Origin of the sequence: Neisseria sp. HMSC067G12, from assembly GCF_001812725.1 — a bacterium.
Lineage (GTDB): Bacteria > Pseudomonadota > Gammaproteobacteria > Burkholderiales > Neisseriaceae > Neisseria > Neisseria perflava.
The window spans coordinates 18,231-36,641 of record NZ_KV810226.1 but is presented as its reverse complement, the minus strand read 5'-3'; the positions used below and the strand labels follow the sequence as shown (position 1 = coordinate 36,641).

The 18,411-nt window shown below is 49.6% G+C and carries 18 protein-coding genes and 1 pseudogene; 9 read left to right on the top strand and 10 right to left on the bottom strand.

Annotated features, from left to right (window positions below; all coding sequences use genetic code 11):
• Positions 1–63 precede the first annotated feature (63 nt).
• The gene (locus tag HMPREF2871_RS10125) at positions 64–573 is read left to right on the top strand and encodes a peptidylprolyl isomerase (protein ID WP_049344685.1); all 510 of its coding nucleotides are present in this window, start codon (positions 64–66) and stop codon (positions 571–573) included.
• A 79-nt stretch (positions 574–652) separates the two neighbouring features.
• Here HMPREF2871_RS10125 and HMPREF2871_RS10120 read toward each other — a convergent pair whose 3' ends face one another.
• Positions 653–1,150: a YbhB/YbcL family Raf kinase inhibitor-like protein gene (locus HMPREF2871_RS10120; RefSeq protein ID WP_049344687.1), complete on the bottom strand. Its 498-nt coding sequence runs from the start codon at positions 1,148–1,150 to the stop codon at positions 653–655.
• Positions 1,151–1,336: 186 nt separating this feature from the next.
• Between HMPREF2871_RS10120 and HMPREF2871_RS10115 the strand changes: the two genes are divergently transcribed.
• Positions 1,337–2,176: a KPN_02809 family neutral zinc metallopeptidase gene (locus HMPREF2871_RS10115; protein WP_049344688.1), complete on the top strand. Its 840-nt coding sequence runs from the start codon at positions 1,337–1,339 to the stop codon at positions 2,174–2,176.
• A gap of 121 nt (positions 2,177–2,297) precedes the next feature.
• On the top strand, positions 2,298–3,680 hold the full coding sequence (locus HMPREF2871_RS10110; protein WP_049344690.1) for a phosphomannomutase/phosphoglucomutase: 1,383 nt from the start codon (positions 2,298–2,300) through the stop codon (positions 3,678–3,680).
• A 104-nt stretch (positions 3,681–3,784) separates the two neighbouring features.
• Here the strand turns inward: HMPREF2871_RS10110 and rpe are convergent, their stop codons facing one another.
• Positions 3,785–4,465, bottom strand: a complete 681-nt coding sequence (gene rpe, locus HMPREF2871_RS10105; RefSeq protein ID WP_049344691.1) for a ribulose-phosphate 3-epimerase — start codon at positions 4,463–4,465, stop codon at positions 3,785–3,787.
• Positions 4,466–4,742: 277 nt separating this feature from the next.
• Here rpe and HMPREF2871_RS10100 point away from each other — a divergent pair, with 277 nt between their 5' ends.
• Positions 4,743–5,171: a Spy/CpxP family protein refolding chaperone gene (locus HMPREF2871_RS10100; RefSeq protein ID WP_036490577.1), complete on the top strand. Its 429-nt coding sequence runs from the start codon at positions 4,743–4,745 to the stop codon at positions 5,169–5,171.
• A 65-nt stretch (positions 5,172–5,236) separates the two neighbouring features.
• Here the strand turns inward: HMPREF2871_RS10100 and HMPREF2871_RS10095 are convergent, their stop codons facing one another.
• Positions 5,237–6,103: an ATP-binding protein gene (locus HMPREF2871_RS10095; RefSeq protein ID WP_036472369.1), complete on the bottom strand. Its 867-nt coding sequence runs from the start codon at positions 6,101–6,103 to the stop codon at positions 5,237–5,239.
• A 16-nt stretch (positions 6,104–6,119) separates the two neighbouring features.
• Positions 6,120–6,734 carry a riboflavin synthase subunit alpha gene (locus HMPREF2871_RS10090; protein WP_049344692.1) on the bottom strand — a complete coding sequence of 205 codons (615 nt, stop codon included), beginning with the start codon at positions 6,732–6,734 and terminating at the stop codon, positions 6,120–6,122.
• Positions 6,735–6,859: 125 nt separating this feature from the next.
• Between HMPREF2871_RS10090 and rlmJ the strand changes: the two are divergent.
• The 3 genes and pseudogenes from rlmJ to HMPREF2871_RS10075 all read left to right on the top strand — a co-directional run bounded on the left by rlmJ (position 6,860) and on the right by HMPREF2871_RS10075 (position 9,230).
• Positions 6,860–7,704, top strand: a pseudogene (gene rlmJ, locus HMPREF2871_RS10085) (23S rRNA (adenine(2030)-N(6))-methyltransferase RlmJ).
• Positions 7,705–7,834: 130 nt separating this feature from the next.
• A complete protein-coding gene (locus HMPREF2871_RS10080; protein WP_049344694.1) occupies positions 7,835–8,188 on the top strand; it encodes a hypothetical protein in 354 nt (117 codons plus the stop codon).
• A 67-nt stretch (positions 8,189–8,255) separates the two neighbouring features.
• Positions 8,256–9,230, top strand: coding sequence for a class 1 fructose-bisphosphatase (locus HMPREF2871_RS10075; protein WP_049344695.1), 975 nt, complete (start codon positions 8,256–8,258; stop codon positions 9,228–9,230).
• Between the two features lie 137 nt (positions 9,231–9,367).
• On the opposite strand, the gene waaF is transcribed toward HMPREF2871_RS10075, so the two are convergent.
• Both waaF and guaB read right to left on the bottom strand, forming a co-directional pair.
• Positions 9,368–10,387, bottom strand: a complete 1,020-nt coding sequence (waaF, locus tag HMPREF2871_RS10070) for a lipopolysaccharide heptosyltransferase II (RefSeq protein ID WP_049344696.1) — start codon at positions 10,385–10,387, stop codon at positions 9,368–9,370.
• 274 nt (positions 10,388–10,661) lie between these two features.
• Positions 10,662–12,125, bottom strand: a complete 1,464-nt coding sequence (gene guaB / locus HMPREF2871_RS10065; protein WP_049344697.1) for an IMP dehydrogenase — start codon at positions 12,123–12,125, stop codon at positions 10,662–10,664.
• A 189-nt stretch (positions 12,126–12,314) separates the two neighbouring features.
• Here guaB and HMPREF2871_RS10060 point away from each other — a divergent pair, with 189 nt between their 5' ends.
• Complete coding sequence (locus HMPREF2871_RS10060) at positions 12,315–12,740, top strand: DUF4124 domain-containing protein (RefSeq protein ID WP_049336541.1); 426 nt, start codon at positions 12,315–12,317, stop codon at positions 12,738–12,740.
• 69 nt (positions 12,741–12,809) lie between these two features.
• Here the strand turns inward: HMPREF2871_RS10060 and HMPREF2871_RS10055 are convergent, their stop codons facing one another.
• Complete coding sequence (locus HMPREF2871_RS10055) at positions 12,810–14,138, bottom strand: anaerobic C4-dicarboxylate transporter family protein (protein ID WP_049336539.1); 1,329 nt, start codon at positions 14,136–14,138, stop codon at positions 12,810–12,812.
• A gap of 223 nt (positions 14,139–14,361) precedes the next feature.
• Entirely contained in the window at positions 14,362–15,936 is a 1,575-nt protein-coding gene (locus tag HMPREF2871_RS10050; protein WP_049344698.1) for a glycosyltransferase family 2 protein, read from the bottom strand.
• An 83-nt stretch (positions 15,937–16,019) separates the two neighbouring features.
• Between HMPREF2871_RS10050 and HMPREF2871_RS10045 the strand changes: the two genes are divergently transcribed.
• On the top strand, positions 16,020–16,985 hold the full coding sequence (locus HMPREF2871_RS10045; protein WP_049344699.1) for a tRNA dihydrouridine synthase: 966 nt from the start codon (positions 16,020–16,022) through the stop codon (positions 16,983–16,985).
• Positions 16,986–17,026: 41 nt separating this feature from the next.
• Here the strand turns inward: HMPREF2871_RS10045 and HMPREF2871_RS10040 are convergent, their stop codons facing one another.
• Together HMPREF2871_RS10040 and dnrN are read right to left on the bottom strand one after the other, a co-directional pair.
• The gene (locus HMPREF2871_RS10040) at positions 17,027–17,752 is read right to left on the bottom strand and encodes a DUF8095 domain-containing protein (protein ID WP_049344700.1); all 726 of its coding nucleotides are present in this window, start codon (positions 17,750–17,752) and stop codon (positions 17,027–17,029) included.
• Positions 17,753–17,909: 157 nt separating this feature from the next.
• Entirely contained in the window at positions 17,910–18,383 is a 474-nt protein-coding gene (gene dnrN / locus HMPREF2871_RS10035) for an iron-sulfur cluster repair protein DnrN (protein ID WP_049344701.1), read from the bottom strand.
• Positions 18,384–18,411 lie beyond the last annotated feature (28 nt).

Here is an 18,411-nt window from a genome sequence, read left to right as displayed (position 1 = left end):
AGTTTGTCGTTCAGACACAATTTAACAAATGATTCAAAACCGGATTCTAACGAAAGGAAACCCATGATTATCCTGCACACCAACAAAGGCGACATCAAAATCGAACTCGATTTCGACAAAGCCCCCGTTACTGCTAAAAACTTCGAGCAATACGTTAAAGACGGCTTCTACGACGGCGTAATCTTCCACCGCGTCATCAAAGGCTTCATGATTCAAGGCGGCGGCATGGATGAAAACATGAACGAAAAAGAAACCCGCGATCCGATTCAAAACGAAGCGTCCAACGGTTTGCCTAACGAAAAATACACCATCGCCATGGCGCGTACTTCCGATCCGCACTCTGCCAGCACGCAATTTTTCATCAACACTGCCGACAACGCTTTCCTGAACTTCCGCTCTAAAGAATTGTACGGCAAAACCGTCGTCCAAGACTGGGGCTATGCCGTATTCGGTAAAGTCGTTGACGGTTTTGACGTTGTCGATGCCATCGAAGGCGTTTCTACCAAACGCCACGGCTACCACGACGATGTACCGACCGAGCCTGTGATCATCACCAAAGCCGAAGTGGTTTAATTGATTTGATTTCCCATAAAAACAGCCTGTCCGAATTCAAAACGGACAGGCTGTTTTTCAATCATTAATGACGATACCTTCACACATCATAAGTACCGACCACGCATGCCGAATCCAACATATGGCCCTGCATGGCAAAATGCAGCTCATTAAAGCGGAAACCGCGCGGCAAATCCAAAACGGTATCCAGCGCATACACAATCAGCTCGTAACGATGGCGGTTGTTCGGTGGCGCCATACCGCCGTAAAACGAAGCCTCTTCGATTTCAAACTTACCCAACGCGCTCGCCCAAGTATTCGCGCCCTGCGTAAAATCTGTTGCAGAAATACTCTCATTTTCTGCCACGGAAGTGCGTTTCAAATCCGAAATCAACCAATGCGTCCATACAAAACCCGATGCTGAAATGGCATCTTTGTCTTCCAATACCACGGCAAACGATTTTGTTCCTTCAGGCGCATCTTCGATTTCAAAAGGAATCGAATAAGAAGGCATACCGCTCGGACTGAACTGGCTGCCGCGCTTGCCGTATTTGTCTTCAAATTCGCCGTTGACAATAGCTTTACTGCTGACTTTCATCTTATATCTCCCAATAGTAGGTTTGTTCATTCTAACAAACACCAAGGCCGTCTGAAAGATACTGCCGTTTTCACTTTCCCGATGTCGCATTTTCAGACGGCCTCCAGCAATATTCACAATTCGATCAAACACATTTGACATTCCATAGTATAATCCGCCGCATGAAAACTACACAGGATACGCATTATGGATTGGAAAGGCCGTGAACAAAGCCAAAACGTCGAAGATCGCCGCGGAAGCCGTGGCGGCGGTGGCGGCAAAACGCCGGGCATACTCGGCATTATTGTGGTTTTGGTCGGCGCATATTACGGCGTGGATTTGAGCGGTTTGGTCGGCGGCTCATCTTCAATGGGCATTCCTACCCAGCAAGCTACCCGACTCGACAGCCAACAAGAAGCCGAATTGAACGAAATGTCCCGTGTCGTCCTTGCCGAGACGGAAAAAGCATGGAGCAAATATTTCCAACAACACGGCCAACGCTACACACCGACAACCATGGTGTTGTATGAAGGCGGTACATCCACCGCCTGCGGTACAGGCCAATCTGCCATGGGTCCGTTTTACTGCCCGGGCGACCAAAAAGTTTATTTGGATTTGAGCTTCTACGAAGACATGCGCACCAAGCTCGAATCCGCCAGCGATGCCGCGTTTGCCTACGTTATTGCCCATGAAGTCGGCCATCACGTTCAAAACCTGCTCGGCATTCTGCCTAAAGTCCACAAAATGCAACAGCAAGTCGGCAAGAAAGAGGCCAACGCCCTTTCCGTCAAACTCGAATTGCAGGCCGACTGTTTCGCCGGTATTTGGGGACACTACGCCGTCAACAACAATATCTTCAAAGCCGAAGATATTAAAAAAGCGATGCTTGCCGCCGAATCCGTCGGCGACGACCGCTTGCAGAAACAAGCTCAGGGCTATGTCGTTCCCGACAGCTTTACCCACGGCTCGTCCGAAGAACGCATGACTTGGCTCAAGCGCGGCTTGGAAAGCGGCGACATCAACCAGTGCAACACTTTCAACAATTGATTCGTCCAAACAACACTGTTCTTTGATGTAACAACAAAAGGCCGTCTGATTTTTTCAGACGGCCTTTTAGCCGTGTTAGAATAAGCCTCATTATTTCCCCTTAAATTTAAAGGAAATCCACATGGCAAATATCGCCCGCGACATTTTCAAAGCCTACGACATCCGAGGCATCGTCGGCAAAACCCTGACTGACGAAGCAGCCTACTTAATCGGCAAAGCCATTGCCACCAAAGCCGCAGAAAAAAGCATTACCCGTATCGCACTCGGCCGCGACGGACGCTTGAGCGGCCCCGGCCTGATGGCGCAGATTCAACGCGGTTTCACAGACAGCGGCATCGACGTCCTCAATGTCGGCATGGTTGCCACCCCTATGCTCTACTTCGCGGCCATCAACGAATGCGGCGGTAGCGGCGTGATGATTACCGGCAGCCACAATCCGCCCGATTACAACGGTTTCAAAATGATGCTCGGCGGCGACACGCTCGCAGGCGAAGCCATTCAAGAACTTTTAGCCATTATTGAAAAAGACGGTTTTGTTGCCGCTGACAAACAAGGCAGCGTAACCGAAAAAGACATCTCCGGCGAATACCACAACAATATCGTCGGCCACATCAAGCTCAAACGCCCGATGAAAATCGCCATCGACGCGGGCAACGGTGTCGGCGGCGCATTCGCGGGCAAACTCTACAAAGGCTTGGGCAACGAAGTAACCGAACTTTTCTGCGAAGTGGACGGCAACTTCCCTAACCACCACCCCGACCCTTCCAAACCGAAAAACCTGCAAGACCTCATCGTCGAGCTCAAAAATGGCGATGCCGAAATCGGCTTGGCATTTGACGGCGATGCCGACCGCTTGGGCGTGGTTACCAAAGACGGCAACATCATCTATCCGGACCGCCAACTGATGCTTTTCGCGCAAGACGTGTTGAGCCGCAATCCTAAAGCCAAAGTGATTTTCGACGTCAAATCCACCCGCCTGCTCGCACCTTGGATTAAAGAACACGGCGGTGATCCTGTGATGGAAAAAACCGGCCACAGCTTCATCAAGTCCACCATGAAAAAAACCGGCGCACTGGTGGCCGGCGAAATGAGCGGACACATTTTCTTTAAAGAACGCTGGTTCGGCTTCGACGACGGTATGTATGCCGGCGCACGCCTCTTGGAAATCCTGTCTGCCTTCGACAATCCGTCCGAAGTGTTGAACAAGCTGCCGCAAAGCATTTCCACGCCCGAACTCAACATCGACCTGCCCGAAGGCAGCAACGGCCACAAAGTGATTGAAGAGCTGGCTGCCAATGCCAAGTTTGAAGGTGCGACCGAAATCATCACCATCGACGGCTTGCGCGTTGAATTCCCTGACGGCTTCGGCCTGATGCGTGCTTCCAATACCACGCCGATTTTGGTGTTGCGTTTTGAAGCGGATACGCAAGAAGCGATTGAGCGCATTCAAAACCAATTCAAAGCAGTCATTGAAAGCAATCCTGCATTGAAATGGCCGCTGTAAGGGTTTAGGCTAAAACAAAAGGCCGTCTGAAAATTATTTCAGACGGCCTTTAATATTAAACATTGATTATTTAAAATTTGGAAACCAAGAATATCCCGGCTTCGTTATCCGACTTGCGCCAACTGTTGACGCATTTCATCGATAACGGCTTTATAATCCGGTTTGCCAAAAATCGCCGAACCGGCCACAAACGTATCCGCACCTGCCGCCGCAATTTCTGCAATATTGTCTGTCTTCACGCCGCCATCGACTTCCAATGCAATATGGCGGCCGCTTTGCCGTTCATACTCGTCCAACATCTCGCGCACTTTGCGGACTTTCACCAGCGTATTCGGGATAAAGCTTTGTCCGCCAAAGCCCGGGTTGACCGACATCAGCAACACCATATCCAGTTTGTCCAAAACGTTTTCCAGAATATTAACCGGCGTAGCAGGATTCAATACCAAGCCTGCCTGACAGCCGTATTCTTTAATCAAACCCAAGCTGCGGTCGACATGGCGGCTGGCTTCGGGATGAAAGGTAATGATATTGGCACCGGATTTGGCAAACGCATGAATCAAATCGTCCACCGGCTCAACCATCAAATGCACATCGACCGGCACGGTTGCATACGGTTTCAAAGCCGCACAAACCATAGGGCCGAAAGTCAGATTCGGCACATAATGATTGTCCATCACGTCAAAATGAATCAAATCCGCACCCGCGCGGATAACTTCGGCAACCTCTTCGCCCAAACGGGCAAAATCGGCAGACAAAATACTGGGGGCAATACGGTAGTCGGTCATGTTTATTCTCCTAAAGTGTGTTCCTTTGTCATTATCGCATTTTTAACCCTATGTTGTATGCCGCCGACAACGTCTCTACCGTCATTTTTATGAATTTACATTTCACATACATTAATGAAACTTAAAATCAAATTGTAAGGCTTTGAAAATAAATTATTTGAATACATACACGTGCAGAAAAATCTAACATCATTAACAAAAGTTAACTGCTTTGATACTGCCTTTCACACGCTAATCGGTTATATTTCCAAACCTGATGAAATATTAGGAAAACACCGTGTCTGTCGCACTTTCCCGCTATCCGACTTTTACTTTCTTAGCACTCGCCCTACTCTGTTCCAGCCTGCCTGCACATGCCGGTCCGTTTCTGGCCACTTTAGACGACTTCCATCCAAATTGCGACATTCGACAGCTTAATTTATCCGCCGACCAACACGCCGCTCTGCGCCGCCTGCGTACCGACTTCAAACAAATCAACGATAAAGCCTACCGCAAAACCGTACGCTCCGACCGCAACCGCCGTCAAACCATCATCAAAATCCTCTCCGGCGACTCATTCGATTCAAACGCCGCCCGCGACTATGTTGAAAGCCGCTACCTCTCCAGCATGGACTATGCAGTGGATGAAATGGAAATCCAATACCGCCTCTATCATCTGCTCAATCCGCGCCAACGCCAGCAGTGGTTGTCTTCATGCTTGCGCTGATGGATAAATAAAAATACAAAAAGGCCGTCTGAAACCATATTCAGACGGCCTTTGCTTTTTCAGCCTTAATCCAACACTCTTTCTTCCGGCAACCGACCTGCCCAGTCGCAGGCAAACTGCCATGCCGAGCGGCCTGAACGGCTGCCGCGCATTTGCGCCCATTGCAACGCGGCTTGGCGCGCCGTATCGTCAAAAGGCACATTGAAATCGTCCAACCAGTTGGCTACGGCGGTCAAATAATCGTTTTGATCGAAAGGATAAAAACTCAGCCATAAGCCGAAGCGGTCGGAAAGGGAGATTTTCTCCTCGACGGCCTCTTTCTGATGGATTTCGCCGCGAGTGCCCGTCGTACCGCCGTTTTCATCCATGTATTCAGGAATTAAATGACGACGGTTGGAAGTAGCATAAACCAAAACATTGGTGCAACGTTGCGACAGTCCGCCGTCTAAAGCAGTTTTCAAGGCTTTATAGGTCTCATCACCGGTTTCAAACGACAAATCATCGCAGAAAACGATAAATTTCTCGGGACGCTCAGACAACAGCGTCAACAAAGCCGGTAAGCTGATCAAATCGCTTTTATCCACCTCAATCAGTCGCAGGCCGCGCTCGGCGTATTCGTGTAACAACGCTTTAACCAAGGAAGATTTGCCCGTACCGCGTGCGCCGGTCATCAAGACATTATTTGCCGGACGGCCTGCCAAAAATTGCTCGGTATTGCGTTTCAGCCTGTCGGTTTGCGAACCGACTGCCGCCAATCTGCTCAAAGGAAACGTATGCGGACGTGGCAGGCTTTCCAAAATGCCTTTTTTGCCCACGCTGTGCCAACGGTAGGCCAAAGCGCGCCAGTCGGTTTTACCGGCTTCGTCAGGCAGGATTAAATCCAGACGGTTTAAAACGGAATTCGCTTTTTTCAAAAAATTGGATAATTTCATTTCGGCTTTCTTTTTTTCAGACGGCCTTTTGCGCCAATACTCGCATCACGGTATCGACAACGGCTTGGGTTTGCGGATCGATTTCAATATTAATGAGGTCGCCTTCTTTGCGGCTGCCAAACAGGGTGCGCTCCAAAGTCTCCGGAATCAGGTGTACGCAAAATTCGCTGTCGCTGATTTCACCTATGGTCAGGCTGCAACCGTCCAAACCGACAAAGCCTTTGGTCAGGATGTAGGGCTTGAGGTTTTCCGGCAGCTCAAACCAAACTGTACGGTTGAACTCGCTTGATTCAATTCGGGAAATTCGGGTAACCGCCATCACATGGCCGCTCATTACATGGCCGCCGATTTCATCGCCAAACCGCGCCGCGCGTTCCAAATTGACACTGTCGCCGACTTTCAAGCTGCCGAGATTGGTTTTACGTAAGGTCTCGTCCATCAAATCAAAGCTGACTTTGTTGCCGTCGATTCGGGTAATGGTCAGGCAGCAACCATTGTTGGCGACAGAGGCGCCGGTTTGCAGATTGTCGGCGATTTCGGGGGGCAGCTCAACTGTGTGGGTACGAAAGTCGGGCGAAGGTTGGGCGATGTCTGTAATTTTGCCCATACCTTGTACGATGCCTGTAAACATGATGTCTTCTTTCCGATGGTACGATAAGGCGGATATTGTAGCATTTTCCAGGCACAAAGGCCGTCTGAAAGCGGTGATGGCGATGGTTTGGGGTATAATCGAATTTTTATTTCCGCAGCCCGATCATGCTCAGCTACCGCCACGCCTTCCATGCCGGCAACCAGCCGATATGCTCAAGCACTTTACCCTCTTCCTCGTCCTCGAATATTTCAACCGCAAAGACAAGCCCTATTGGTATATCGATACGCACAGCGGTGCCGGTTTGTATGATTTGAGCGGCGATGAAGCGCAAAAAGTCGGCGAATACAAACAAGGCTTTGTGCTCTTGGAACAAGCTGACAAGCTGCCTGCCGAATTGGCCGAATTTGTGGGCCGTCTGAAACAAATACTGCCGCAAGACAACCTTTACTGCGGCTCGCCTTGGCTAGCACAGGCGCTCACGCGCGACAGCGACAAAATGCGCCTCTTTGAGCTGCACCCTGCCGATTTTGTCCATTTACAAAACAATATGCGCGAAGTTCGCCCTGCGCGTAAAGTGCAGGTCAGCCAAGCGGACGGTTATCAAGGTTTGATTTCACTTCTGCCTCCTCCGCCGCGCCGCGCCGCCGTCTTGATTGATCCGCCCTACGAAGAAAAACAAGACTACCGCCGTGTCGTCCAAGTCTTGAAAGATGCTTTAAAACGCTTTGAAACCGGCTGCTACATGGTTTGGTATCCCTGCTTGAGCCGCGAAGAAAGCCGCAAACTTCCGGACGAACTCAAAAAAATCGCTCCCGACAATTATCTGCACGCCGAGCTTCATGTCCATACGCCGCGCAGCGACGGCTTCGGTATGCACGGCAGCGGCATGTTCGTCATCAACCCGCCCTATATGCTTGCCGAACAGTTGCAAAACAATCTGCCCGAACTTGCCAAAATTTTGGCGCAAGATGTCGGCGCGCATTATGTATTGGAAAGCAAAACGAAATAAACACTGCCGTCTGAACGTATACCCAAACGCTTTGATTTTGCCGCCATACCTGTTCAGACGGCCTTAACCCTTTATACTTAAGCCTTTTTCCACTACAATTCACAACATAACAATTAACGGCCGTCCACTCATGAATATACGCACACCCCTAGCCTGCACACTCCTGCTCTGCGCGTGCAGCGAATCAGCAAAAAACGAATTTAAAGAAGAATTTACCCAAAGTTTCCGCACCGAATTTGTCCGCTCGGCAACCGAAGCCTGCGTAGAAAAAGCCTCCGGAAAAAGCCCGTTTGATTCCGCGACCACTGAAAAAATCTGCCGCTGCATCGGCGAAAAAACAGTCGACCAAATCAATCCTGAAGAAGCGACATCGCTTTTGGGCGGCAGCGACTCCATCAGCGACGAGCTGAAAAAACGCATCAAAGACACCAGCATCGCCTGCACTAAAGAAGTTTTAGGCATGGCCGAGAGCAAAACCAAATGAACACGCCGTTTTCAGACGGCCTGAAATTGAAAAATATTCGATTCAAACTTAGGAAAAGAGTGAAACCATGAAGACACTGAACCAATTCTTAGCCCAACACCTGCCCGAACACAAACTGCCGCAAGAGCTGGCCAGCGTACTGGAATCCGTAGCCGCCGCCTGTTTGGACATCAACGCCAAAGTCCGCCTCGGCGCGCTTTCCGGCGTTTTGGGCATGGCAGGTACCGGCAACATCCAAGGCGAAGACCAAAAGAAACTTGACGTCATTGCCAACAACATCATGATTGATGTTTTAAAAGCCAATGCCAACATCGCAGGCCTTGCCAGCGAAGAAGAAGACACCTATGTCGCCACACACGAAAACGGCGGCTATTTGGTATTGTTTGACCCGTTGGACGGCTCTTCCAATATCGACGTCAACATCTCCGTCGGCACCATCTTCTCCATCTTGGCGAAACCAGAAGGCGCATTAACTACCGAGTCCTTCCTGCAAAAAGGCCGCGACCAAGTGGCCGCAGGTTATGTTTTATACGGTCCGCAAACACAACTGGTACTGACTGTCGGTCACGGCGTGTTCGTCTTCACTCTGGACGATGCCAACCAATTCCTGCTGACCAAAGAAAATCCGCGCGTTCCCGAGTCTACTAAAGAATTCGCCATCAATATGTCCAACCAAAGACATTGGTTCGCCCCTGTTCAACAATACATTGACGAATTGCTGGCAGGCGAAACCGGCGTACGCGGCAAAAACTACAATATGCGCTGGGTAGCCAGCATGGTTGCCGAAATCCACCGCATCCTGATGCGCGGCGGCGTATTCATGTATCCGCAAGACAAACGCGACCCATCCAAACCGGGCAAACTGCGCCTGATGTACGAAGCCAACCCGATGAGCCTGCTTATGGAACAAGCCGGCGGCGCATCAAACAACGCCATCGAAGCCATGCTCGACATCCAACCTACCGGCCTGCACCAACGTGTTGCCGTATTCATGGGCAGCCGCGAAGAAGTCGAATACGTTTACAATCTGCATCAAAAATAATCGGATATATTGAAACCAAAAAAGGCCGTCTGAAATATAATTTTCAGACGGCCTTTCGTTAAGAAATCAAAGAAATGAAAAATCAAAAGGCAGACTCAAATCTGCCCTTTACTACTTTCCATCTAAGCTTTATTGGATTACGCCGAACGAGCCAGCTCTTCCGCTGCTTTTTGCACCATATCCGGCGTCAGCTTGTTCAAACAATCCGTATGCCCTAACGGACATTCGCGTTTAAAACATGGCGAACAATCCAAATTCAAGCTGACGATTTTTGCCTTTTGGCTTAGAGGCGGCGTATGGTCAGGGCTGGATGAGCCGTAAACCGCAACCAATTTCCGATCAAGCGCGGCCGCAAGATGCATCAGACCGCTGTCGTTGCACACGACCGTATCGGCGCAAGACAACAGATCAATCGCCTCCGGAAGATTGGTTTTGCCGCAAAGATTGGTACACAGGCCGTCTGAAAGTTGGTTGATTTCATCTGCAATATCGAAATCTTTTTGCGAACCAAACAGCCAAACCTGCCAACCCTCGGCCAAATATCGGCGGCCGAGTTCGGCAAAATGACGCGCAGGCCAACGCTTGGCCGGGCCATATTCCGCACCGGGACAAAATGCCAAAATCGGTTTATCCGTCGTCAAACCATGTTTTTCCAAAGCAGCTTGACGGCTTTCGGGATCAATCTTAAAACACGGATTATCGGAATGCCCGTTAAAATCTGCTTGGGTCGGATGCGCCAGCGCAGTATAGCGGTCGACCATCAAGGGCAACGCGGCCTTATCCAACTTGCGGATATCGTTCAACAAAAAATAGCGCGACTCGCCAACATAGCCCGTACGCTGCTTAATACCCGTAGCCAAGGCAATAATGGCGGATTTGAGCGAACCGGGCAAAACAATTACTTGATCATAGCCTTCTTTTCCCAATTCACGCCCGATACGCCAGCGTTTTTTCAATTCCAACGCACCATGTCCAAACGGATTTTCCATCACACGGTTGATTTCAGGCATACGCTCAAATACGGCCATCGACCATTTGGGTGCAAAAGCATCAATGGTGCAGCCGGGATGCAGCTCATGCAAACGACGATAAAGCGGTTGGGTCATGACACAGTCGCCAATCCAGCTTGGGGTAATAATCAGGATTTTTTTGGACATAATGGAATGTGTTTTTAATTTTAGCTTATTGTAATACGATTTTTAAAAGGCCATCTGAAACTCGGTTTAATCGCTCAGTTCAAAACGTACTAGTTGATACATGTCATTTCAGCGCGTGAAGCGTTTGTCTTCCCAATTTATCCGGCAAGTTCTGCAAATACCTAACCTGAAACACCAGACCAAACAGCGGCAAGTAATATTCTCTTCATTTTTAAAACCTTATAAAAACAGAAAGGCCGTCTGAAATATTTTCAGACGACCTTTTTATACTGGTTTAACGATGGTAGTTAGGCGCTTCTTTAGTGATTTGTACGTCGTGAACGTGAGATTCGCTCATACCGGCAGAAGTGATTTCCACAAATTCTGCTTTCTCGTGCATTTCAGCAATATTGGCGCAACCCAAATAACCCATGCTGGAGCGCAGGCCGCCAGTCAGCTGGTGGATGATGTTCACAATCGGGCCTTTGTAAGGAACGCGGCCTTCGATACCTTCAGGAACATATTTGTCTGTGCTGTCGGTTTTGTCTTGGAAGTAGCGGTCGGCAGAGCCTTGGCTCATCGCACCCAACGAACCCATGCCGCGGTAAGACTTGTAAGAGCGGCCTTGGTAGAGTTCGATTTCGCCCGGTGCTTCTTCCGTACCGGCAAACATACCGCCGAGCATGACGCTGTATGCACCTGCTGCCAGAGCTTTGGCAATATCGCCGGAGAAGCGGATACCGCCGTCGGCAATCAGGGGAACGCCTGTACCTTTCAAGGCTTCGGAAACATTGTGAATCGCAGTCAGCTGAGGCACGCCCACGCCGGCCACGATACGGGTGGTACAAATCGAACCCGGGCCGATACCGACTTTAACGGCATCCGCACCGGCGGCCACCAAATCCAAAGCGGCTTGGGCAGTCGCGATGTTGCCGCCGATGACTTGAATGTGCGGATAAGTTTCTTTGACCCAGCGCACGCGATCGATAACGCCTTGGCTATGACCGTGGGCAGTATCAACCACAATCACGTCCACGCCTGCTTCTACCAATGCTTTGACGCGCTCTTCGGTATCGCCGCCGGTACCCACCGCGGCACCGACGCGCAGGCGGCCTTCGGCATCTTTGTTGGCATTAGGGAATTCGGTTGTTTTCAGAATATCTTTAACTGTAATCAGACCTTTGAGTTCGTCTTGGTCATTTAACACCAAAACGCGCTCAACTTTGTGCGCATGCATGATTTCGCGGGCTTCATCGATGCTGGTACCTTCAGGAACGGTAACCAAACGGTCACGGGGAGTCATGATAGCAGAAACCGGCAGATCGACACGGTTTTCAAAACGCAGGTCGCGGTTGGTCACGATACCGACCACTTTGCCGTTTTCAACAACAGGCAGACCGGACATTTTGCGTTTGCGTTGTGCGCGCATTTCCAAGACTTCGCGGATCAATGCGGTCGGCGCAACGGTAACGGGATCTTTCACCACACCGCTCTCATGGCGCTTCACTTTGGAAACGGCACGCGCTTGCAACTCCGGCGTCATGTTTTTATGGATAATGCCGATGCCGCCTTCTTGAGCCATAGAGATGGCCAGACGCGCTTCGGTAACGGTATCCATTGCAGCAGAAAGTAGAGGGAGGTTGAGCGTGATATCGCGGGTGAGTTTGGTTTGAAGTTTGACATCTCGAGGCAGCACGTTTGAGTGCGCTGGAACCAACAAAACGTCGTCGAAAGTATAGGCTTTTTCTACAATACGCATGATGCTCGGTCTTTCAGTTTGTGCAAGATGCACGGCATTATATCACACCGGCTTGATGCTAACATTGGCAATACACGTTTTAACGTTATTTTTTTACATGATTTGATTTGGCGTACAAAAATATGCCAACGCATTGCAGTTTCAAGTAAAATAAGCCGCATGAGAACATCATTTACATAAGGGAAACCCATGAAATCTTCCGTACTCAAAACCTGTCTGATAGCAGCCCTTCTCTCTTCCGCCGCCCTGACCGGCGCGGCCGAGGTTTACACTTGGAAAGGCACATCGGGCAACAGCTATTCCGATACGCCAAACCGTCTGCAACCGAAGCGTTCCGGCGTGGTCAACATCCGCACGCACAACGTCAAACCTGCCGTTGCGCCTGCTGTTGCGGCATCTGAGCCGGTTGCCGAGCAGCCCAACGAACAGGTTGCGGAACAAAACAAACAAATCGAAGAGCGCAATAAAAAAATCGAAGAGCAAAACCGCCAAAACAAGCTGGAAAACTGCAAAATCGCCAAAATCAACCGTCAAGTCGCCGAAAGCGCACGCTTGACCAATCGCGACAGCCTGATTAAGCAATACCAAAACGACGTCAATAAATACTGCAATTAAGCTCTCGGATAACAATATCAAAAAGGCCGTCTGAAATTTAATTTCAGACGGCCTTTATTTTTCAGTCCATCAATAATACAGTTGAACCAACAACAAACCGAAAGCCAGACTAAATGCCATGCTCAACAGGCCCGGAATCATGAAGCTGTGGTTGAAGATGAATTTGCCGATTTTGGTCGAGCCGGTTGTATCGAAGTCGATAGCGGCAATAATCGGACCGTAGTTCGGAATGAAGAAATAACCGTTTACCGCAACAAATGTGCCGATAATGATGGGCGCAGGAATACCCAGTTTGATGGCGATCGGAAACAGCGTTGCCACTGTCGCGCCTTGGCTATTGACCAATACCGACAAGACAAACAGGGCAAAGGCAAAGGTCCATGGTGCAGATTCAACCAAATGGCTGACTGTCGATTCCACTTCTGTTAAGTGGCCGTTCATCAAGGTATCGCCCAACCAAGCCACGCCAAACACCGCAATCACGGCACGCATACCGGCATGGAATACCGAACCTCGGGTAATCGCATCGCCATTGGGTTTACACGCCAAAATAATCAGCGCAGAAGCAGACAGCATCACGATTTCAATCGTATGTGCCATGCCCATAGGCTTGATCGCGCCATCGTGTTCAAAAGCCGGACGCAGCTCAGGCAGCGCACCCATCACGACCACCAGCAATGCCGCAGTCAAGAAAATACCGACCGACAATTTGGCTTTCGGCGAAATGGCAACATCGGTTTGTTGTTCCTCCACATCGATATATTCTTTCACATAATTCGGATCTTGCAGCAAAGCCTGATAATGCGGATCATCTTTCAATTCTTTGCCCAGTTTGTTTACAAACACGCAAGCCAAACCGATACCCAAAATCGTGGACGGAACGGTAACTTTCAACACATCCGCCATCGTGATATGTTGCGGCTCAAGCATGGTGACGCAGGCAACAACCGCGGCGGCAATCGGGCTGGCGACAATCGCAAATTGGGAAGCGATAACCGCCATCGTCAAAGGACGGGAAGGACGGATGCCATTGCGGCGGCTGACTTCGGCAATCACGGGCAAGACCGAGTAAGCCACATGGCCCGTACCTGCCAACACGGTAAAGGTGTACGTTACCGCCGGCGCGATAAAGGTGATGTATTTCGGATTGCGGTGCAGCACACGCGTGGCAATCTTAATCATATAGTCCAAACCGCCGCTGGCCTGCATGGCCGCCGCGGCAGACACTACCGCCATAATCATCAGCATCACATCAATCGGCGGGCTGGTCGGCTGAAGATGGAAACCAAAAGACAATACGGCCAAGCCGATACCGCCGAGCACGCCCAAACCAATACCGCCAACCTGCGCACCAATCAGGATACACAGCAGCACAACGGCAAACTGGATAAAAAACATAGTTGACATCACAACTCCCAAAATCCGGTCTTCGCCGAAATAAAATTACAAACGGTTGGATTATAGAGTAAACCCTCTTCCCTAACCATACTTTACCTAATTATACATACTGATCTACATCAAATAAATAATATTCTCATTTAACCAATAGACTCATCAAAAGCATAAAAAGGCCGTCTGAAGATTTTCAGACGGCCTCTATGATTCAGATGAAATGATAAGGCTATTTTCCGGCTACTTCTTCATCTTTTATAAAATCCGATACGCCATGAACACAGCGGATTTTGCGTTCCGACAAGGTTGCCTCCAACAAGGCATCGTTTTGCGGCAAGGAATCGCGTTCTGCCTCATTGTGCCAGAGGTGGTACGCAATACCGGCAAATTTCAAATTATGGCGTTTCATACCGTTATGATAGCAACGGGCGACAAATTCGCTGTCTTCCCTGCCCCAACCGACGAAGCTATTGTCAAACCCGTTGACGGCAAGCGCATCGCTGCGGAAAAAGCCCATATTGCAGGTTTTGATGCCTTTATGTTTGCGGTTGCCTTTTCGGCCTGCCAATTTGGCCAAACAACGGCAACGTAGGGCGGAAAGCCGTTTTTCTATTCCCGAGCTGAACATAGACAAGGCAGGCAAATCGCCTTCGTCCAAAATATCCTGCGTTTTATCCTCAGTCAAAATCACGCGGGAGCCCTGTATCAGACGGCCTTTGCGGGCAATCTTCAAATGATCGGCGATAAAAGACGGATCCAAAACCATATCGCCGTCAATCAACACAATATAATCGCTTTGCGCCTGTGCCAACGCACGGTTGCGCGATTCGGCGGCACGAAAGCCTCTATCCGGCTGCCATGAATGTTTGACCGGAATGCTTGTCCTACGGCGGATAAAATCAACTACTTCGGCGGTTTCCTGCCTTGAGCCGTCATCCGCGACAATAATCTCATCCGGCAGACGGGTTTGCGATAAAGCCGATTTCAATACCAGCTCCAAAGCATCGGGGCGGTTGTAGGTGGTGATAATGAGGGAGACGGTTATCGTGCGGTTGCGCTCGTAGAGTTTGACATATTTATAATACGAACCTTGCGCATTGGACACTGAAATCGTCAGCCCGTCCGCCCCATAAGCAAAACCGCGTTTAAGCAGATAATTCTTCACAAACGATACGCCGCCATGCAGCAAAGCCTTAAATGGCGAACTGTCTTTCTTGAAGCGGTTTTCTTCCGCATACAGCGAACTGTACTGCTGCATTTTCTGAATCAGCCCTTCGGCGTTTTCAAAAGAATAATGTTTCAGACGGCCATCGAGTTGTCTAACCTTGGCTTCCTGCGGCAACACCAAAGACTCATGCACCTGACGGTCGGAAAAACAGGTAAATCTGCGATGGTAAAGGCGCGGAATAATATCCGGATACCAGCCGCAGCCTTTAATCAGTCTGCCGTGGTAATGGTTCAAACGGGAAAGCGAAAAGATGTGTTCCTTCTCATTTTCCAAAACGGCCGCACGAATGGATTCAATTAAAGCTTCATCCGCCACTTCATCGCTGTCTATGCTGAAAATCCAATCATTTTGCGCCAGTCTGGCCGCCAGATTTTTCATCGGGCCAAACCCGATAAAGTCATGCTTGTAATAGCTGACATTGGGAAAGCCCTTAGCAATTTCAAAAGTACGGTCGGTCGAGCCGTTGTCCAACAGCAGGACTTCGTCAAAGTCTTTCAACGCACTCAAAACTTCTGAAAGATAACGTTCTGAATTTTTTACCAACATGGCGGCGGTTGCCGGAATTGTGTGCATCATAAAAAGGCCGTCTGAAAAAGGAAGCTGTATTTTAACCGATATACCGCTACAATATGTCCTCCTTTTTTCAGACGGCCTGACTCATGCAGCTTATTCTTGCCCCCATGCAGGGGCTGGTGGACGATGTGATGCGCGACCTGTTGACGCGCATCGGCGGATTTGACGAATGCGTCAGCGAATTTGTCCGCATTACACACACGGTCCACTCACGCGCCACTTGGCTTAAATATGTTCCCGAAATCGCCCATGCCAACCGCACGCCGGCCGGCACACCCTGTACTGTCCAACTTTTGGGCAGCGATGCGGAAAACATGGCCGTCAATGCTTTGGAAGCCGTGCGTTTCGGCGCGGACAAAATCGACCTCAACTTCGGCTGCCCCGCGCCGACGGTCAACAAACACAAAGGCGGCGCGGTCTTACTCAAAGAGCCCGACTTGATTTACCACATCGTCCACACCCTGCGCCAACGCCTGCCACAACACATTCCGCTGACTGCCAAGATGCGGCTCGGTTATGAAGACAAAAGTCTGGCATTGGAATGCGCTTCCGCGATTGAAAACGGCGGCGCATGCGCGTTGACCGTCCACGCGCGCACCAAAGTCGAAGGCTACGAGCCGCCGGCACATTGGGAATGGGTGCGCAAAATCCGCGATGCAGTCAGTATTCCCGTTACCGCCAACGGCGATGTGTTCAGCCTTCAAGACTATCTCGACATTAAAACCGTCAGCGGCTGCGACAGCGTGATGCTCGGGCGCGGCGCGGTTATCCGTCCAGACTTGGCGCGGCAAATCAAGCAATATGAAAACGGCGAAACAGTGAAAGACACCGACTTTGCCGAAGTCTCCTCATGGATAGTCCAATTCTTCGACTTATGCCTTGCCAAAGAGGCCAACAACAAATATCCGGTTGCCCGTTTGAAACAGTGGCTGGGCATGATGAAAAAAGAGTTTGAACAGGCACAGATATTGTTCGACCGTATCCGTGCCGTCAAAGAAGCGGATGAAGTAAAACAGATTCTGCTGTCGTTTGAACAAGAGATGCATTCATGATTTTAAAAGGCCGTCTGAATTTCAGACGGCCTTTAATATGATTACTGACAGATATAATCAGCCAACAGTCTGCCTTTTTCCGCACTGGCTGCATTGGCCATATTCACATGCCTGGTCTCAGGGCCATTCTTGGATTTCAGGGCTTCGCCATATTTTTTGGCAAACTCTTTATTGGCACTGGTCACTCTTGACTCAGTGGCATCCAATATAAACCCGTCTTGCTCATATTTGCCTTGCGCAGTGATAATCAAGATATTTTCAGGCGAAGGATAATCCGGAAAATTAACATAGTTGGTAACCAGCTTGTAGGAAACGCCTTTGCCGTGTTTCATATCCTGACAGATACCGTTAGGCGCGGTAAAGACTGCATGGCCGATACGGCCGTGACCGAAATCGTAAAAATCGATTCTCTTCGCAGAAGCCAATTGTTTTTTATCGTTGCCGTCATTTACATTTAATGACTTGCCGTTTACCAGAAACAGGGTTGGCAACAAGGAGCTGCCATGAGAGGCTTCCAAATTATATGCTTCGCCCAACAGCTTGCCCTGGCGATACACCGTCAAGACAGGCTTTTTCAGACCATTTTCCGGATTACCGGTTTTCTTAAAAGAAATCTTCTGAACCACATTGCCAAATTCATAATAAGGTCGCGACTGCACACCTGTTTTCGTATCCTGCAGGGCACTCCAGCTACCGTCCGTCGCTTGGGCGCATGCAGTCACAGCAGCAAACAGAATACCCGATAGTAAAACTTTAGAATGTTTCATTCATAAACTCCTTCTCAAGTAAACAAAAAAACGGATGTGTGCCTTTACTGCTTATTTTTGTTTCTTTATTAAAATTTTAGAACTATTGTACTAACTTAGCAAGGGATTAAAGAACAGGCCGTCTGAACATTCAGACGGCCTTGATTAACATCAATTCTTAAGAAGCTAAAACGCGGGGGAACAAAATCTCATTTTCCAAGTGGATGTGGTCTTTCAAATCGTCCACCATCTCTTTGGCCAATGCGTACAAACGGGTCCAGCTGCCGCAAGCACCTTCGGGAAGCTCAAAATTATTGGTCAATTCTTCCAAACGCGCGATGGCTTGGTCGTGTTCTTCATGCTCGTGCATCATCACGCTGATGGGCATGGCCGCACCACGGCCCACGCCCTGATTAATCATCGGGAACAACATGCGCTCCTCTTTCATCATGTGCATCAACAGCTCGTTTTGCATATAGGCCAACAAATCAGGAACTTCGGCAGGAAAAGTATCGGCATGAACCTGCGCTACTTTTTGCGCCAGCGGAACCAACTCTTCAAACTGGGCACGGTGGACATTGTGGTAACGCTGCAAAATATGGTCAATGGTGGAATTGAAAGGCGCGGTTTCCCAAAGGGTAAAGTCGGTCATGGCTGTGTTCCTTTAAAGATTTATATTG